Raw genomic sequence first — 17760 nt, forward strand, 5'->3', positions numbered from 1 at the left:
CGGACGGTAGCGCGGCCGCGCCCTCCTCCCCGGGCCTCAGGAGCCGGAGAAGCGGCGCTCGAGGCGGACCAACAGCCGCGGGTAGCGGCGGGGGAACAGCCGCACCAGCCGGTCGATGACCTTGGCGTCGTTGCCCACGAGGATGCGCGGGCGCCCCGCCTCGACGCCGTCGACGATGATCGTCGCGGCCTGCTCGGCCGGCATCCGCAGCAGCTTCTCGTTGTAGGTCCGGACCCGCGCGCGCTGCTCCTCGGTCACCTCGTGGCCGAGCTCCTCGGCCTGCCGCAGCGACGCGTTGGCGATGTCGGTCCTGACCCCGCCGGGGTGGACCACGCTGACCTGCACCGGGTGCCCGGCGGCGAGCATCTCGCCGCGCAGCGTCTCGGTGAACCCGCGGACGCCGAACTTGCTGGTGCAGTAGGCCGACAGCGACGGCTGGGCCAGGTACCCGTTGAGGCTGGAGATGTTGACGACGTGCCCGTCACCGGAGGCCACCAGGTGCGGCAGGAACGCCTTGGTGCCGTGGATGACGCCGAAGAGGTTCACCCGCAGCACCCGGTCGTAGACCTCCCACTCGCTGTCGAGCACCGTGCCGCCGCCGGAGATGCCGGCGTTGTTGTAGACCTGGTGCACGACGCCGAAGTGCCCGGCCACCGCGTCGGCGTGGGCGAGGACGGCGGCGCGGTCGCCCACGTCGAGCCGCGCCGTGTGCACCTCGGCGCCCAGCGCCTTGGCACGGTCGGCGGTCTCGGTCAGCCCGAGCTCGTCCACGTCGGAGAGCGCCAGCCGCGCCCCCCGCTTGGCCAGCTCGAAGGCCAGCGCCCGGCCGATGCCGGACCCCGCGCCGGTGACGACGGCGACCTTGCCCGTGACCTTGCCCGTGACCTTGCCGTGGACGCTGCTCATCGGGCTGCTCCTGTCGTGGTGGTGCGGGCGTGGTCGGTGACGAGCGCGACGAGCCGGTCGACGACGCCCGGCGCGATGTGGTGGCCCATGCCGGCGATCTCGACGTGCCGCGCGCCGGGGACGGCGTCGGCGGTGGCCCGCCCCCCGGTCGGGTGCACCATCGGGTCGCGGTCGCCGTGGACGACGAGCGTCAGGGCGGTGATGCGCCGCAGTTCGGCGGTCCGGTCGCCGGAGGCCTGGATGGCGCTGATCTGCCGGGCCACCCCGGCGCGGGCGACGGCGCCGCCGCCGCGCTCCCACAGCCCGGCCGCCCAGGCCCGCTCGAGCTCGTCGTCGGGCGGGAACGTCGTCGAGCCGATGTGGCCGAGCATCGCCAGGTGCCGGGCCACCGACTCCTCCACGCTGCGCGGGGCCCGGGCGGCCAGCCTGAGGATCGTCGAGCGGGCCGGCTGCCCCACCCGCCGCGAGCCGGTGGTGGAGAAGATCGACGTCAGGGTGGCGACGCGGTCCGGGTGCCTCGCCGCGACCACCTGCGCGATCATCCCGCCCATCGACATCCCGACCAGGTGCACCCGCCCGAGGCCGAGCGCGTCGAGCAGCCCGACGGTGTCGGCGGCCATGTCGGCGAGGTCGTAGGCGCCGGGCCGCGGGCGGGCGAGCAGCTGCCGCAGCCGACCCGGCGGCGGCGTCCCGATCGAGCTGGACCGGCCGACGTCGCGGTTGTCGAACCGCACGACCCGGAAGCCGCGCGCCACGAGGCCGTCGACCATCGGCTGCGGCCAGGACGTGAGGTCGATGCCCAGCCCGGCGATCAGCACGAGCGGCTCGCCGTCGGCCGGGCCGTCGACGCGGTGGCAGAGGCGCGGACCGGCGGGGAGGTCGACGAACCGGTCCTCGTCGACGCCGACGGAGGCCTGCCCGGTCGCGGTCACGCGGACACCGCCGCGGCGGGGACGGCGGCACGCGTGAAGGAGAGCTCGGGGTCGGCGACGCTGTCGGCCCGGAGCAGCTTGACGTCGGAGTGGTAGTGCACGGAGGTCAGCCACGGCATGCGGTCGCCCTGGCGGGGCAGGGCGTCGACGGCGCGCTGGATGTAGCCGGCGGCGAAGTCGAGGAACGGCCGGGTCGGCATGTCCGGGTCGGCCGGCTCGGGGGTGCAGGTGTCGTAGCCGTGCTCGTCCATGTACCGCAGCAGCCGGCAGAAGTGCTCGCAGAGCAGGCCGACCTTCAGCGTCCAGGAGGAGTTGGTGTAGCCGATCGCGAAGGCGAGGTTCGGCACGCCGGACAGCATCATGCCCTTGTAGGCGACGGTCTCCGACAGCTCGACCTGCCGGCCGTCGACCACCGGCCGCAGGCCCCCGAAGGCCTGCACGTTGAGCCCGGTCGCCGTCACGATGACGTCGGCCTCCAGCTCGCGGCCGGACTCCAGCAGCACGCCGTTCTCGGTGAACGTGGCGATCCGGTCGGTGACCACCGAGGCGTCGCCGGCGCGGATGGCGCGGAACAGGTCGCCGTCGGGGACGGCGCACATCCGCTGGTCCCACGGGTCGTAGGGCGGGTTGAAGTGCTCGTCGACGGCGTAGCCCTCGGGCAGCATCTTCGTGTTGATCTTCCGGATGAGCCTCCGGGCGGCCTTCGGGTGCTTCTGGCAGAAGCTCCAGATGAGCCGCTGCTGGGCGATGTTCTTGCGGCGGGTCAGCGCGTAGCCGCGCTCCTCGCCGAACCACTTCCGCAGCAGCGGGGCGATCTTGTCCTCGCGCGGGACGGGCAGCACGTAGCTCGGCGTCCGCTGCAGCATCGTGACGTGCGCGGCGGTGCCGGCCATGGCCGGCACCAGGGTGACGGCGGTGGCGCCGCTGCCGATGACGAGGACCCGCTTGCCGGTGTGGTCGAGGTCGGCCGGCCAGTGCTGCGGGTGGACGATCGGGCCGCGGAAGCGCTCGCGGCCCTCGAAGTGCGGTGTGAAGCCCTCGTCGTAGCGGTAGTAGCCGCCGGCCACGAAGACCCACCCGGCGGTGAGCGTGCTCCGCTCGCCGGTGTCGGTGTGCTCGACGTCGACGGTCCAGCGGGCCTCGGCCGAGGACCAGGAGACGCCGACCACCTTGCGGTGGTGGCGGATCCGCTCCTCCAGGCCGTTCTCGGCGACCGTCTCGCGCAGGTAGGACAGGATCCGCGGGGCGTCGGCGATGGACTGCCGGTCGCGCCACGGCTTGAACTCGTAGCCGAAGGTGTGCAGGTCGGAGTCCGACCGGATGCCGGGGTAGCGGAACAGATCCCACGTCCCGCCCGAGGTGCCGCGGGCCTCGAGCAGCGCGAAGGAGCGCTGCGGGTGGTCGCGCTGCAGGTAGTAGGCGGCACCGATGCCGGAGATGCCGGCACCGACGATGACGACGTCGAGGTGCTCGACCGGCGTCGCGGAAGAGGTCACGGAGGCTCCAGGAGAGGGGACTGCGAGGGACACCGCCTTCCACGATCCGGGCCGGGGTCACCGACCGCCAGGACGACGTGCACCAGCATCCCCCGGCCGTGGTGCACACTGCCCGCGTGAGCGACGACTGGCCCGCCGTCTCCCCAGCGGTGCGCGAGCTGTTCCGGCGGGGTGCGGAGGTGGCGCTGGACCCGCGCGCCGCCTGGGTGGAGGAGGTGCACGCGGCGGCCCTGGGCGGCAGCCGCATGCGGCCGGTGGCGGAGGACCCGGTCCTCGCCGCGGCGACCCGTCGGTCGACCCTCGCCAACCTGCTGCACTGGGCCGCGGCCAACGTCCAGCACCCGGCCGTCCGGGTGCCGGTCGCGCTCGGGCCGGAGGTGCTCGAGGCCGCGCGCGACCTGGTGCGGCGCGGGCTGGACCAGAGCGGCCTGGACGCCTACCGGACGGCGCAGGGGGTCGCCTGGCGCCGGTGGATGGAGATCTGCTTCGGGCTCACCCGCGACCCCGGGCAGCTGCGGGAGCTGCTCGACGTCTCGGCGCTGTCGATCAGCACCTTCGTCGACGACACCGTGGCGGCGGTGTCGGAGCGGATGCTCGCCGAGCGGGCCGAGCTCACCCGCGGGGCGCACGCCGACCGGCGGGCCGCGGTGACGCTGCTGCTGGAGGGCGCGCCGCTGGGCCGGGCCCGCGCCGAGGCGCAGCTCGGCTACCGCCTCGCCGGGCCGCACACGGCGGCGATCGTGTGGAGCGGCTCCGGCAGCGCGGCTCCCGAGCAGCTCGAGGCCGCGGCCGAGGCGGCGGTGCGGGCCGGCGGCGCCCCGCACCGGCTCACCGTCGTCGCCAGCGCCGCGGCGCTGTGGGTGTGGCTGCCCGTCGGCACCGCGCCCCGCCCGGCCGACCTCGCCGCCGAGCTGGCCGGCGCCCCCGACGTCCGCGTGGCCGTCGGCCGGCCGGGGCGCGACGTCGAGGGCTTCCGGCGCAGCCACCTCGACGCCGCCACCACCCAGCGGATGCTGGCCCGCCTCACCTCGCCGCAGCAGGTGGCCCGCTTCGAGGACGTGCAGCTGGTCGCGCTGCTCACCAGCGAGCCCACCGCGGTCGACGAGTTCCTCGCCGACACCCTCGGCGGCCTGCTCACCGCCGACGCCGACACCCGCGAGACCGTCCTCACCTACGTGCGCGAGCTGGGCAACGCCTCGCGCACGGCCGCCCGGCTCTACACCCACCGCAACACCGTGCTGCGCCGGCTGACCCGCGCCGACGAGCTGCTCCCGCGGCCGCTGGCCGACGACGTCCTCGGCGTCGCCGCGGCGCTGGAGGTCCTCCGCTGGCGCGGGGCCGCCGGCTGACGGGAGCGGCGCGCGGGCAGCGGGTGCGCATCCGGACGGGACCGTCCACGATGAGCCCGAGGAGGGGGGAGGTCGGCGATGACGATGAGCCTCCTGCCGCGGTTCGGGGTGGCCCGGGCCGCCGTGACGGCCACGGTCCGCGTGGCGGTCACCGGCGCGACGCTGGCCGCCGTGCCCGCCCTGGTCACCGCGGACCTGCTCGGCGCCTCGACGCGCACGTCGGCCCAGCTGGCCTCCGCGGTCAGCGGCCGGTCGGTCTCCCTCGCCCGGGCGGTGGCCCGGCCGGGCGTCCGTGCCGTCGGCACGCTGGTCACCGGCGCCGACCCGATGCCCAGCGGGCACGTCCGGGAGCTGGCCGACGTCGCCCGCGGGATGCTCGAGCCGCCCGGCGCCCGCCGGACCCCGCGCGTCTGGGCCGCTCCCGGCGTGGTGCAGGTCGAGGTCCCCGAGCGCGGCCCGGACGCGCCGCCGGACGCCGGCCGCAGCCTGCGCGAGCAGCTCGAGCGGCTCGAGGGCGTGCGGTGGGCGGCGGTCAACGACGTCGTCGGCCGGGTGCTGGTCGCCGTCGACGAGCGGCGGGTCGGTGTGGACGACGTCGTCGACACCGTCGGCGCGCTGCACCGGGCGGTCGCCGGCGACGCCGGGCTGCCCGAGCGGGAGGACCACCCCGCCGACCTCGAGCCGGTGCTCGCCGCGCTGGTGTCGGCCTCCGTCGACCTCCTCGCCGTCGGCGTGGCCGCCGCGGGCCGGGCCCTGCCCGTGCCGGCGCTCTCGCGGCACGCCACCCTCGTCATCCCGCTGCTCGACGCGCAGGACTGGCTGACCCGCGCCCTCACCCGCCGGATCGGCGGGGTCGGCACCGGCCTGGCCCTCGACGCGCTCTCCGCGCTGCTGCACGCGCTCACCCAGAGCTCCACGATCCCGGCGCTCAACGCCGTCACCTCCGTGCAGCGGGCGCTGGAGGCGCGGGCCCGGCGGCAGGTCTGGTGCCGCCGCGAGGAGGAGCTGTGCCGGCCCCACCCCGGCGACGACGAGCCCGCCGGGGTCGAGGACGTCGGTCCGCGCCCGGTGCCGCTGCCGCCCGGCGTGCTCGAGCGGTACCAGGCGCGGCTGGGCCCGGCGACGACGGCCGCCGCGCTCGCCGTCCTGGCGCTCACCCGCCGGCCGGGACGGTCGGCCGACCTGGTCAAGGCGCTCAGCCCCAGGGCCGCGCTGCAGGGGCGGGAGTCCTTCGCCGCGACGCTGGACCTGCTGATGTGCCGCGCCGGGGTCGTGCCCATGGACGGGTCGGTCTACCGCCGCCTCGACCGGGTCGACTGCGTGGTGGTCGACGGCGCCACGCTGTGCACCGGCCCGCCGGTGGTGCTGGAGGCCACCGCGGAGGCCGCGGACTGGGACGACGCGCGGGTGTGGACGGCGGCCTCCCGCCTCCTCGGCGCGGACGGGGCCGACGGCGGCACCCGCCTCGGACCGCCGCGCGAGACGCCGGAGGCGCCCGGCGCGCAGGTGCGGACGCTACTGGCGGGCCGACGCCGGGTGGGGACGGTCGTCGTCGCCCGGGAGCTCGACCCGCACGCGGAGGCCCTGCTGGGTGCGGCGACCGCGGCCGGGCACCTGCTGGTGCTCACCGCGCACGCCGGCACCCGGGAGGTCGCGGGCATGGCCGGGCAGGTCGCGCCGGCGGGGGAGCGGACGGCCGACGTCGTCCGCCGGCTGCAGGCCGACGGGCGGGGCGTGCTGCTGGTCTCGGCGGCCGACCCCGCCGGGCTGCTCGCCGCCGACGTCGGCGTGGCGCCGGTCGGCACGGGCGCCACCCCGGCCTGGGGTGCCGACCTGCTCACCGGATCGGGTCTGGCGACGGTCTGCCGCGTCGTCGCCGCCACAGCCGACGCCCGCGCGGTGAGCCGCCGGTCGGTGCAGACCGGCCTGACCGGCAACGTCCTCGGCACCCTGCTGGCCGCCGTCGGCTCGCCGCTGTACGGCCAGCGGAAGGCCACGACGCCGGGCAAGACGGCGACGGTCGCCGCGATCCTCGACGGCACGTGGACGGCGCTGCGGGTCGCCCGCCGGCCGGATCCCGCCCCGTCGGTGCACACGCCGTGGCACGCGCTCGACCCCGACGACGTCGTGCGCCGGCTGGCCGCGCTGCCCGAGGCACCCCGGCCGCGGGTGCGGCGGGCGGTGCCCGGCGCGGCGCTGCTGCGCGGCCCGGCCCGGTTCGTGCGCACCGTCTCCGCGGAGCTGGCCGACCCGCTCACCCCGGTGCTCGGTGCCGGCGCGGGTGCCACCGCGGTGCTCGGGGAGAGCGCCGACGCCGTCCTGGTCGGCAGCGTGACGGTGGGCAACGCGCTGCTGGGTGCCTTCCAGCGGATGCGGGCGGAGACGGCGCTGGAGTCGTTGCTGCTCGAGCAGGACGTGCGGGTGCGCCGGGAGGCCGACGGCGGCGTGGAGGAGGTGGTCGGCGGCGAGCTGCGGCTCGGCGACGTCGTCACCGTCTCCTCCGGCGACGTGCTCGCCGCCGACGCCCGGCTGCTCGAGGCCGACGACCTGGAGGTCGACGAGTCCAGCCTGACCGGCGAGTCGCTGGCGGTGGCCAAGTCGGTGCCCGCGACACCGGGCGCCGAGGTGGCCGACCGCCGCTGCATGCTCTTCGACGGGACGACGGTCGTGGCCGGCTGCGGGCGCGCCGTCGTCGTCGCGGTCGGGTCGGCGACGCAGGCCGGGCGGGCGGCGCGCGCCGCCGGGACCGGCGCCCCGCCGGCCGGCGTGCAGGCGCGGCTGGCCGAGCTCACCCGGTCGGTGCTGCCGCTGACCCTGGCCGGCGGGGGTGCGGTCACCGCGCTCGGCGTGCTGTGGCGGCGCCCGCTGCGCGAGGCGGTCGGCGCCGGCGTGGCCGTGGCGGTCGCCGCCGTCCCGGAGGGCCTGCCGCTGGTGGCCACCGTCGCCCAGCAGGCCGCCGCCCGGCGGCTGTCGAAGCGGGGCGCCGTCGTCCGCAGCGCCCGGGTGCTGGAGGCGCTGGGCCGGGTGGACACCGTCTGCTTCGACAAGACCGGCACGCTGACGGAGAACCGGCTGCAGGTGGTCCGGCTCGTCCCGCTCGCCGGCGACGGCCTGGCCGACGACGACCTGCTGGGCCTGGCCGCGGCGGCCGTCGGCGCCGGCGACGACGAGGCGCACGAGACCGACCGCGCCGTGGTGGCCGCCGCCCGCGAGCGCCGCGTGGCCGCCGAGGGCGAGGCCGAGGCGAGCGTCCCCTTCGCCACCGGGCGGGGCTTCTCCGCGGCGCTGCGCTCCGGCCGGCTGGTGGTGAAGGGCGCCCCCGAGGTGGTGCTGCGCCGGTGCGCCGACGCCGGCGACGCCGCCGCGCGGGTGCAGGAGCTGGCCTGCGCCGGCCTGCGGGTGCTCGCCGTCGCCGACCGCGCCGTCGACGGGCGGCCCGACGACCTCGAGGCGGCCGCCGACGGGCTGACCCTGCGCGGGCTGGTGGGCCTGGCCGACACGGTGCGGCCCTCCTCGGCGGCGGCGGTCGAGCAGCTGCGCGCCGCCGGGGTGCGGGTGCTCGTGGCCACCGGCGACCACCCCGAGACCGCCGCGGCGATCGCGGCGCAGGCGGGGATCCCCGACGCCGACCGGGTGGTCACCGGCGCGCAGCTGGCGCGCGCCTCGGAGGCCGAGCGGGCCCGCCTGGTGGCCGACGCCGCGGTGTTCGCCCGGCTCTCCCCGGAGCAGAAGGTGCTGCTCGTCGGTGCGCTGCGCCGCGCGGGGGCGACGCTGGCGATGACCGGCGACGGCGTCAACGACGCCGCGGCGATCCGGCTGGCCGACGTGGGCGTGGGCGTGGCCGGCGCGGAGTCGCCCGCGGCCCGCAGCGCGGCCGACCTGGTGGTCACCGACTGCGACCTCACCCGGCTGGTGGACGCCGTGGCCGAGGGGCGGGCGCTGTGGTCGCGGGTGCGCGACGCGGTGGCCATCCTCGTCGGCGGCAACGCCGGCGAGGTGTCGTTCACCGTGCTCGGCACCGCGTTCGGCGGGCGGGCGCCGCTGGGCACCCGCCAGCTGCTGCTGGTGAACCTGCTCACCGACATGTTCCCGGCGCTGGCGGTCGCCGTCGCCGCGCCGCGCAGCCCGGCCACCACCTCGGACGACGGCCCGCTCGCCGGGCACCCGCTGGCGCCGGTCCTGCTGGCCGGCCCGCAGCGGGGGTTCACCGCGTCGGTGCGGCAGCTGGTGGCCGTCCGCGGGGTGGCGACGGCGGCCGGGGCCACCGGCGCGTGGGCCACCGGGCGGCTGACCGGCCGGCGCCGCGCCGGCACGATGGGGCTCGCCGCGCTCATCAGCACCCAGCTCGGGCAGACCGCGTGGGCCGGACGGCGCAGCCCGGTGGTGCTGGCGACCGCGGCCGGGTCGCTGCTCGCCCTGGTCGCCGTCGTCCAGACGCCGGGGGTGAGCCGGTTCTTCGGCTGCAGCCCGCTGGACCCGCTGTCGTGGCTGGTCGTCCTGGGTTGGGCCGCGGCGGGCACGGCCGGCGCGGAGGTGCTGCCGGCACTGATCCGGCGTGCGACCGCGGACCGCGGGACGGTGCCCGCCCAGGGGTGATGTGTGGGGAGCGGCGCACTTCCGCCCGTGGACGCGCCGCCACCGCACACCACCGTGGGCGTGCCCGCGGATCCCGTGCCCTCCCACCCGTGTCCCTGAGGGCACTCCCGGGGCATCCCTTCGCCCTCCCGCAGGGGATCGGCTACTGGGACGGGTTGCAGACGGCGCGGACGTCGTCGAGCAGCGTCTGAGCGGCAGCGATGGCTGCGCTCAGTCGGTCGGGGCGGTCACCGAGGTGGGCCAGCACGCCGTGGGCCCGGGCGGTGAAGCCGGCTGGTGCTGCGGGCAGGCGCCCGGCCGAGGCGATCGCGCCCTTCTCGTTGATCAGCCACCGCCCGGCCCGCCCGTGCAGCGCGTGGGCGCACAGGAGCACCACCCGGAACAGACAGCCGGCCACATAGGTGGTGTCTGCCCGTGACACGGCCTTGCGCGCGATGTCGAGCGTGAAGCCCGCTTCCCACAGCCCTGCGGCCAGGGCCTGGGCGAGCGCCACCGGGTAGGTGGCCATCTGCTGCCGCAGGGCGGTCAGTTCTCCGGTGCTGTCGATCAGCACCTCGGCGAGCGCGAGCTCTCCGGCGTAGGTGAAGTCCGGCACGCCCAGCGGGTGGCCGACCTGGGCGTTGAAGGTGAACTCACCCCGCCGGGCTGCGCGCCAGCACGCCACCACCCGGTCCAGGTCGCGGTAGATCCAGTCCACCGGCGTGCCGTCGATGCGCAACCAGGCCCCACCGTCCACCCACGGCCCCCAGGCCCCGGGTCGGGTCACCTCTGCACCCGGCCCGGCGACCTCCCGCGCCAGCGCCCCGAGCGCGTCGACGTCCAGGGGCGGGCGGTAGTAGAGGCCGAGGTCGACGTCGGAGTCCTCGGAGTGTTCGCCACGGGCGCGGCTGCCACCGAGTACCACGCCGATCACGCCGGGGACCTCGGCTACGCGGTTGGCCAGGTCCGTGAGGCGCTGTTCATCGAGCACCCGGCCATCCTCGCCAACCCGCTGGGCCACCCCATGCCCGAGCAGCACCGAGAATGAACCAGGGTTCCGCTCAGGGGCGGCCGCCTGAGCAATCCGACACAGCTCTGAGGGCGGCGTCAGGGACAGCCCACTGATCTGCACGTCAGAACCGTCGAACACCCGCACTCCGCGCTTCGGACTCGGCGAGCTGCAGCGTCACGAGGTCCTGACGTACTCGGGACTACGCAGCCTCGTTCACCACCGCCCGTGCGCTCGGTCCCACTCACCACGCCATCGCCTCGGGGGATCGCTGCGAGCGTCAGGCCGGGTAGCGCGGATCGGCGAAGAGAGCCCAGCCTTCCTGCAGTAGGCCGTCCGCGACTCGATAGACCGCGAGAGCGGTCGCCGTTCCCGGTTTGTCTCCGCCGGTCGTGCGTGCGTAGGCCACGACGAAGTCGTCCCCGTAGCTCTGGGACGAGACCCACTCGCCCCTGTAATCGGGGTGGTCCCGGTACCACTCACCGAGCAGGTCCATGTACGCGTCGATCTGGTAGTCACCCGTCAGGTGATGGCTGCCGGTGATGTGCCAGACGGCGTCCGGGCCCCACAGGGCTCGTGCGCCGACCCGGTCACCCGCCCGCATGCGCCCGAAGAAGTCGACCACGAGTTGTTCGAGCCCGACCCGCGCTTCCGTCATGGCAGCAGTGTCAGGCTCGACGACGGCCGTCGTGAAGTGGTCCAGGTCCTCCCAGAGTGGGCGGCAGATCCGAGTTCCCACTCGCCCCTGGACTGGGACAGACGACAACGCTGGGGCGGCGTCCCTGGGTGGGCCACTCAGAGACACCGGCCGAGCTCGCCGCGGAGGGCGGCTTCAGGGCGGCCCTGATGCTCGTGCGCTACAAGCGCGCAGGTCCCGGCACGCCGGAGTTGTCCGTTCAGGACATCCTGCGCAATCTCGAGGACGAAGCGAAGGTAAGGCCACAGAAGGAAGCTGCTGACGAAGAGGGCACACGGACGAACGAGAACTGAGGGCGTGTCGGTTGCACCGCCACAGGTCAGGGGCTCGCCTAGCAAAGGGCAGCCCGCGAGCAATCTCGTACTTGTCCCTCAGTGGGCCGCTCAGGGACAACCTCCGCTTGGGCCGCTCCCCCAGGAGCCACCGCCGCGGCTCGGCGTTCCTCGGGTTACAGCGCCGCAGAAGGCGGACCAGCAGGCCCGTTGCGACTGACGACGATGGTCTCGCCGCTGTCGGTGACGCAGATGTCTTCCGTGCCGTGACGCTGGCTATCCGAGGCCGATCAGAAGGGTGTTACGACACCAGGATCTCGTCGTCGTCGATGCGGACCCTCACCCACTCCAGGTCGAGATCTACCCGCTAGGACTCGGGACGTTGCAGCGTCATGGGTTCCTCGTCACCCCACCGCGCGGCCGATGAGTTCATGGCCTACGGCCGGTCCGAGCTCGTGACACGCGAGGAAAGGACCCGGCCATGTCGGAGCTTCTCGTCGACTTCATCACCACCCTCGACGGCTACGCATCGGGCGAGGGATGGCCCGGGTTCTGGGGCCTCGAGGGGCCGGAGTACCTCGCGTGGCTCGGCGAGCAGCCCGAGGTCACCTACCTGGTGGGAGCCACCACCTACCGCCTGATGTCGGGCTTCGCCGCGGGCGACGTCCCGAGTGGCCAAGACGGGTTCAGGCCCGAGGAAGAGGCGTCCGTCGACGAGCTGACGCGAGCGTCCAAGGTGGTGTTCTCCTCCTCACTCGAGGAGCCACTGACGTGGGCCAACTGCACGCTCGTCCGCGACGACGCCGTCGAGGCGGTCCGCGCCATGAAGGAGAACGGCTCGGGGCTCCTCAGTCCGAGCCGGACTCGTCGACCGCTTCCGGGTCGGGATGTTCCCGGTGATCACCGGGGCCACGGGCGAGGAACGCATCTACGACGGCTATCCGGACGTCGCCCTCGAGATGATCGAGCACCGCACCTTCGACGGCCGCATCCTGCTGGCCGAGTACAGGCCACGCGTGCTCGAGCACCCGCCGCTCGGCGCCCCTGCCTGAGGTCGCCCCGCCCGCCGGTCTGGGTGGCCGCCCGGAGTACAGGCTGCGGTCACCGGCTCGATCCTGCGGGAGTCCGGCGTCTGACCGTTCCGCTCAGCGAGAGCGCCTGTCGCGTCCGCGTCCGCGAGCTCGCGTGAGACGGGGGCGGCTGTCTCGCGGAAGGCGCCGACTCAGAGCGAGCAGCTTGCAGCGTGTCCCACAGTGGGCCGCTCGAGAGACACGGGCCGGCAGCGACACGACAGGACCGGCGGCCCACGAGGCTGGAAGCGGTGGATCGACACCGCGCAGGGACGCGGCCGAGCCGGCGCGGTCGCCTGCTGCTCGATCAGCCGTTCTGCGGTCGTCGGGTCAGGATTCCCGATCAGCGCCGACGATGACGTACGCCATCAGCGCTGGCTCGTCGCTGCGGTTGTGCCACGCGTGGCGGGTGCCGCGCTGCACGACACAGGTGCCGGGGGTGAGGTGCACCTCGTGGCCGTCGTCGAGTTCGAGCCACATCTCGCCTTCGACACACAGGCCGTAGTCGATCGTGTCAGTGGTGTGCATGCCGGGGTTGTCGGGTTCGAACGCTCCGACCAACCCGGGCAGCTTGTCCTCGAGCTCGGCGGACAGGTCGTCCGGCGAGGCGATCGATTGCGGAGCAGAGGAGTCCGGGGCGAAACGCAGGAGCACGAACCGGGTGCCCCCTGAGCCGGGGAAGAACGGGAGGACCTGGGCGCCCTGCGCCCTGGTGCCGACCGTGGTGCCGCCGTCCTCGGTGCCCCACACCAAGTAGAACTGCGCACCCGGAATGGCTCCCACCTCGATCGCGGGCGTCGCTCCGTCGGACACGACGACCGACTTGCCGTTGGCGTCATGACCGGTGATCACCTGACGTACCTGAACACTCATGGGCCCTCCTCTGGCGCGGCGGGGCGTCGGCAGGTGCAGTCGAGGCCATGACGCCGACCCCGCCATGCTCAACCGGTCTGGCCTGGGCCGGAAGCCTCGGCTCCGCGGCGTGCGGAGCCTGACCCGGTTTCCCGGACACCTGATCTGAGGCGAAGATGGAGCCTGACCCGGTTCTCAGTACGGACACTCCTGCCGAGGCGCCGCACGCTTCGCGGCGGAGGGGAGCCCTGGTGTTGAGGGTCGTGCGGGTGTGGGTGGCGACGACGCTGATGGCGTCCGGGGGCCTGTTGTACGCCGCGTCCTGGCAGCGCTGGGCCGGTGCATGCCCATGGCGCGGGAACCAGGAGACCCAGGCGTGCGAGACACGGATGGACCACCTCTACGACTTCCTCCCGCCCTAGGAGCCGTGGATGCCCGCGGGGGTGGCCGCACAACTGGCCGGTGCGTCGCTACTGGTCCTCGCCATCGCTCTGCTTCCCCTGCCCTGGGCTCTGACCGGACGAAAGCCGGGGATCCCCTCCGCCGTAGCCCTCCTCGCAACCGTGTTGATCGTGATGGGCGTCGGACTGGCGGCCCTGCGTTCGGGTCTCGAGGGCACCGTTGTCAGCCCCGTGGGCTCGAACGTCACCATCTGGCTCTGGCTTCTGGTACCGCCGTTGCTGTTCGCGGGCGTTGCGGTGGTCTCCCGCGGTTGGGCGAGCGGTGCGGCGGCGGTGCTGCTGATCCTGGCATCACCGCTCGTCGCCTTCGTCACCTACGCGATCGGTCCCTGGGACGCCCAGCCGTGGTGGGAGGCGACCTCGGGCCTGCTGACGTGCGGAGCCGGGGCCTGCGTGCTCGCGGAGGCGATGCGTCGACCGGCCCGACGTCGAGACGCCACCGTCGAGCCGACAGTCGTGAGCGGACCGCCAACCGTCCCGTAGCGGGCCGCTCAGGGACAGGAAGCGACCTGGAGGACGGGCGTGAGGCTGGCCGACTGCCGGAGGATCCGCCTGCTTCGCGCGGGACCGCGCGTGCCGCTGGCCGTGCGCGCTCGAGGTGCTATCCACCGGATACGCGTGGCGGTGGGTCGTTGGTGTCGCTGACGGGCGGCGCTGCCGGTGTGCGGGTCACGGCAGTGCGCACGGCGAGCACGAGGACGTCGAGGGTGACCAGGAGCGCGACCGAGAACCAGTCCCCACTGCGGACCGAGAGCGGGACCGGGTACAGGCTGAACAGCAGGACCGGGAGCGTCGACGCCCAGCCCCGGCGTCCGCCCGGACGAGGTCGACCGCTCGACTGCAGCTGCACACCGCACAGGTACCTGACGCCGTCGGCCAGCGCGTCGATGCCGGCGTTCCTCCACTCGAAGGAGCTGCCGCGGCCAGCGGACGATGCCTGGTGGCTCCACGGACGACGGGGCCGGGGGGACGTGCCGGGTCCAGGCGACCGTCGAGCCCGCCACCCTGCCGCGGACCACCCCACGGTCCACCTCACCGATGACCACGGTCGGGTGTGGGGACGGCGGCGCGCGGGGACCTCCTGCTCCGGCGCAGGCGACCGCCTGAGGATCAGGAGGACCTCGGATCAGCCCTGAGCGTGGACATCGGGGACCGGTCCTCCGCGGACGTGGCTGCCGGCGGCGAACGCCACGACGGCGAGCGCCAGGCTCAGGAGGACGGCTCCCACCGCCCACCACCAGAAGAACGGGAACACCGAGGCGACGAGCAGTCCCAGGCCGGTCCCCGCGCCGATGAGCACCGTGGCCGCCGCCCCGGGCCGCCGGCGGATCGTGCACTCGAGGACCGCACGCCGCCGCACGAGGAACACCCCGAGGGCGGTCAGTCCGGTGAGCAGCGGGACGACTGCCGCGAGGTCGACGAGGGACAGGCCGTGGCCGGGGCTGATCGGGACGAGGACGGGGCCCTCGAACCGGGCCGGCACCGCGAACAGGACGAGCGCGACCGCCGGCATCGACACGAGGAGGATCAGCTTCCTCATCGGGCCCTTCCCCGTCGGTCGGGTGGGGTGTGCCACGGTGGAGCGGCGCGACGCTAGCAGTGCGCCGCCACGGGGGCACAGGGCTCGTGCAACGGAGTCGACCTGCGGGTGTCGAGCTGTCCCCGAGTGGGCCGTTCAGGGACCGAACGTCCGGTTCGCGATGGCGGGGGACCAGTAGCTCACCCGTCCCCTGGGCATGGCGGTGGACCGGCTCCGCGACTCCCGGAGCGACGTCACCCGTGTACCTGAAGGCGCCCTCTGGGCGATCACCCCGCCAGGCGCTACGAGGCACGCGACGACGCATCGACCGGCGGTCGACCGCGCCTGGCGGCGAAGACCCGGAGCTGCTCCGCGCTGAGGCAGCAACCGCGCGGACAGTCGAACTCGACCGGCCGCCTGTCCACCCAGCCGACAGCCGCCGCCCGTCGGCAGTTCGGGCAGTCCTCCCAGGTGACCCGTTCACTCGATTCCATCAGGTTGCCTCCCGATCCCAGCGGCCTGGCCGGGGACGGGAGGGGCCCGGCCGCGTTGTTCGAGCCACGGGACCCCTCTGGACGGGGCGTCTGTCAGCCCGATGCGCGCCCCGGAAACGCGTGGCTCACGGACGGCTTGTTCCGGATCGACCTCGTCCTGGATCGCCTCAGGGCTGTCCTCAAGCGGGCCGCGTCAGACTCCGGTGGCTGCCGCGGCGGTCGCCGCCGCCGCGTCGGGCGCGTCCGCCGCTGGTACGGACGGTGGGTCCACCCCGAGCCCTCGACGCAGGACGCCGTGCAGGTCGGCCAGGGCCCGCTGGGTGATCGCCGCGGTGGGTACGAGCACGAATCCGTGGAGGCCCCGGCACAGCAGTGCAGCCCGGTCGACACCCCGGCGACGAGCAGTCTGCGGGCGTACTCCAACCCCTCGTCCCGGAGCGGGTCCACCTCGTGGACGGTGAGGTAGGTCGGCGGCAGCCCGCGCAGGTCCTCCATCCGGGCGGGTGACGAGACCGCGGCTGCTCTCCTGACCTCGCCGAGCAGCTGTCACGAGAGGCGCGCGTCGGCTGCTCGAGAAGCAGCACGGGATGGCTCCTCGTACTGCACGAGCACGGGACCGACCACCCGGGTGACTGGGCCGAGGTGCCGTACGCCGTCGAGCACCTGGCCAGGAACCTGGCCGCCGACAGCGCCGAAGCCGTCGACCGCGCCGCTCGCGACGAGCCGGGTCGGACGCCGTGCCGGCCGCTGCCCGGACGCAGGCCGCGTCGGCACCGGGTGGAACACCCGGTCGACCGCTAGCCGTCCTCGGGGTGGCCGGCCGGGGACTCCGGCAGCCCGGCGCCGCGCCCGGGGGTCAGGCGGTGGCGAGGATGCGCTGCAGCGCCGCCTCGACGTACTGCTCGTGCAGCTCCTGGACGACGTCCATCCGGTCCTCGGCGACGGCCTCGTTGACCCGCCAGACGTAGTCCTCGTGCAGCTCGCTCAGCTCTGCCTGCACGGCTCCTCCCCCCACTCGCTCCCTCTCCAGTGTCCGGCGGGGGAGGGCCGGCGTGTGCCAGGAGGCGCTGCCGATCGGCTCACACCTCAGCGCACGCGCAGCAGCACCTTGCCGGTGGCGCGGCGCTCGTCGAGCTCGGTGACCGCGGCGGCGGCGTCGGCCAGGTCGTGCACCGTGCCGAGCACCGGCTGCAGGCGGCCCTGCTCGAGCAGCGGCAGCAGGTCGGCCCACTGCTCCTGCACGAAGCCGGGCTCGCCCCGCCAGAACGCACCCCAGCCGACGCCGACCACCGACACGTTGTTCAGCAGCAGCCGGTTGACCTTCACCGTCGGGATCTCCCCGCCGGTGAAGCCGAGCACCAGCAGCCGGCCCTCGCGCGCGAGGCTGCGCAGGGAGTCGGTGAACCGGTCACCGCCCACCGGGTCGGCGACGACGTCGACGCCGCGGCCGCCGGTGAGCTCCTCGACCCGGGCGCGGAAGCCGTCGGCGAGGACGACCTCGTCGGCGCCGGCGGCCCGGGCCGCCTCGCCCTTGCCCTCGCTCGACACCACGGCGAGCACCCGCGCGCCGTACGCCTTGGCCAACTGGACGCCCGCCGTCCCCAGGCCGCCGGCGGCGCCGTGCACCAGCACCGTCTCGCCCTCGCGCAGCTGCCCGCGGCGGCGCAGCGCGAAGTGCATGGTCAGGTAGTTCATCGGCAGCGCCGCCCCCTGCTCGAAGGAGACGCCGTCCGGGAGCGGGAAGACGAACGCCGGGTCGGCGGCGGCCACCTCGGCGAAGCCGCCGAACCCCGGGAAGGCGGCCACCCGCTGCCCGGCGGTGAACCCGCTGCCCTCCGGGGCGCTGCGCACCACGCCGGCGACCTCGCTGCCGGGGACGAACGGCGGCTCCGGCTTGAGCTGGTACTCCCCCCGGCTGAGCAGCACCTCGGGGAAGGTCACGCCGGCGACGTGCACGTCCACGACCACCTTCCCGCCGGCGTCGGGCTCGGGGACGTCGACCACCCGGATGGACGAGGGACCGTCGAGGGTGGCGATCTGGGCGGCGCGCACGCGTCCTCCTGCGGGGTGGGGAACCGGGACCGCGAGGATGTCAGACGGACGACACACGTCTCTGGGAGAGTGCCCA

At 74.8% G+C, this 17760-nt stretch carries 15 protein-coding genes; 5 read left to right on the forward strand and 10 right to left on the reverse strand.

Going from position 1 to position 17760, the window contains the following annotated elements; translation table 11 throughout:
• Positions 1-36: 36 nt before the first annotated feature.
• The 3 genes from ACU616_RS20765 to ACU616_RS20775 are packed head-to-tail and all read right to left on the reverse strand — an operon-like array spanning position 37 to position 3334.
• The gene (locus tag ACU616_RS20765) at positions 37-906 is read right to left on the reverse strand and encodes an SDR family NAD(P)-dependent oxidoreductase (protein ID WP_446760309.1); all 870 of its coding nucleotides are present in this window, start codon (positions 904-906) and stop codon (positions 37-39) included.
• Positions 903-1838: an alpha/beta fold hydrolase gene (locus ACU616_RS20770; protein ID WP_446760310.1), complete on the reverse strand. Its 936-nt coding sequence runs from the start codon at positions 1836-1838 to the stop codon at positions 903-905. The genes ACU616_RS20765 and ACU616_RS20770 overlap by 4 nt, the downstream gene beginning before the upstream one ends.
• Positions 1835-3334 (reverse strand): flavin-containing monooxygenase, encoded by a 1500-nt coding sequence (locus ACU616_RS20775; protein ID WP_446760311.1) that lies wholly within the window; start codon positions 3332-3334, stop codon positions 1835-1837. Before ACU616_RS20775 ends, ACU616_RS20770 begins: the two co-directional genes overlap by 4 nt.
• Before the next feature lie 116 nt (positions 3335-3450).
• Here ACU616_RS20775 and ACU616_RS20780 point away from each other — a divergent pair, with 116 nt between their 5' ends.
• Together ACU616_RS20780 and ACU616_RS20785 are read left to right on the forward strand one after the other, a co-directional pair.
• Positions 3451-4683, forward strand: coding sequence for a PucR family transcriptional regulator (locus ACU616_RS20780; RefSeq protein WP_446760312.1), 1233 nt, complete (start codon positions 3451-3453; stop codon positions 4681-4683).
• Between the two features lie 78 nt (positions 4684-4761).
• The gene (locus ACU616_RS20785; protein ID WP_446760313.1) at positions 4762-9279 is read left to right on the forward strand and encodes an HAD-IC family P-type ATPase; all 4518 of its coding nucleotides are present in this window, start codon (positions 4762-4764) and stop codon (positions 9277-9279) included.
• Positions 9280-9421: 142 nt separating this feature from the next.
• Here ACU616_RS20785 and ACU616_RS20790 read toward each other — a convergent pair whose 3' ends face one another.
• Together ACU616_RS20790 and ACU616_RS20795 are read right to left on the reverse strand one after the other, a co-directional pair.
• A complete protein-coding gene (locus tag ACU616_RS20790; RefSeq protein WP_446760314.1) occupies positions 9422-10414 on the reverse strand; it encodes a nucleotidyltransferase domain-containing protein in 993 nt (330 codons plus the stop codon).
• A 133-nt stretch (positions 10415-10547) separates the two neighbouring features.
• Complete coding sequence (locus ACU616_RS20795; protein WP_446760315.1) at positions 10548-10925, reverse strand: nuclear transport factor 2 family protein; 378 nt, start codon at positions 10923-10925, stop codon at positions 10548-10550.
• Positions 10926-11053: 128 nt separating this feature from the next.
• Between ACU616_RS20795 and ACU616_RS20800 the strand changes: the two genes are divergently transcribed.
• A complete protein-coding gene (locus ACU616_RS20800) occupies positions 11054-11257 on the forward strand; it encodes a hypothetical protein (protein ID WP_446760316.1) in 204 nt (67 codons plus the stop codon).
• Between the two features lie 866 nt (positions 11258-12123).
• The gene (locus ACU616_RS20805) at positions 12124-12288 is read left to right on the forward strand and encodes a hypothetical protein (protein ID WP_446760317.1); all 165 of its coding nucleotides are present in this window, start codon (positions 12124-12126) and stop codon (positions 12286-12288) included.
• 348 nt (positions 12289-12636) lie between these two features.
• Here the strand turns inward: ACU616_RS20805 and ACU616_RS20810 are convergent, their stop codons facing one another.
• Entirely contained in the window at positions 12637-13179 is a 543-nt protein-coding gene (locus tag ACU616_RS20810) for a cupin domain-containing protein (RefSeq protein WP_446760318.1), read from the reverse strand.
• A gap of 410 nt (positions 13180-13589) precedes the next feature.
• Here ACU616_RS20810 and ACU616_RS20815 point away from each other — a divergent pair, with 410 nt between their 5' ends.
• The gene (locus ACU616_RS20815) at positions 13590-14102 is read left to right on the forward strand and encodes a hypothetical protein (RefSeq protein ID WP_446760319.1); all 513 of its coding nucleotides are present in this window, start codon (positions 13590-13592) and stop codon (positions 14100-14102) included.
• Between the two features lie 643 nt (positions 14103-14745).
• Here the strand turns inward: ACU616_RS20815 and ACU616_RS20820 are convergent.
• The 4 genes from ACU616_RS20820 to ACU616_RS20835 all read right to left on the reverse strand — a co-directional run bounded on the left by ACU616_RS20820 (position 14746) and on the right by ACU616_RS20835 (position 17684).
• Complete coding sequence (locus tag ACU616_RS20820) at positions 14746-15159, reverse strand: hypothetical protein (RefSeq protein WP_446760320.1); 414 nt, start codon at positions 15157-15159, stop codon at positions 14746-14748.
• A gap of 566 nt (positions 15160-15725) precedes the next feature.
• On the reverse strand, positions 15726-16175 hold the full coding sequence (locus ACU616_RS20825) for an alpha/beta hydrolase fold domain-containing protein (RefSeq protein ID WP_446761509.1): 450 nt from the start codon (positions 16173-16175) through the stop codon (positions 15726-15728).
• Between the two features lie 313 nt (positions 16176-16488).
• On the reverse strand, positions 16489-16632 hold the full coding sequence (locus ACU616_RS20830) for a hypothetical protein (RefSeq protein ID WP_446760321.1): 144 nt from the start codon (positions 16630-16632) through the stop codon (positions 16489-16491).
• 86 nt (positions 16633-16718) lie between these two features.
• The gene (locus tag ACU616_RS20835; RefSeq protein WP_446760322.1) at positions 16719-17684 is read right to left on the reverse strand and encodes an NADPH:quinone oxidoreductase family protein; all 966 of its coding nucleotides are present in this window, start codon (positions 17682-17684) and stop codon (positions 16719-16721) included.
• Positions 17685-17760 lie beyond the last annotated feature (76 nt).

Source organism: Geodermatophilus sp. URMC 62 (assembly GCF_052931475.1).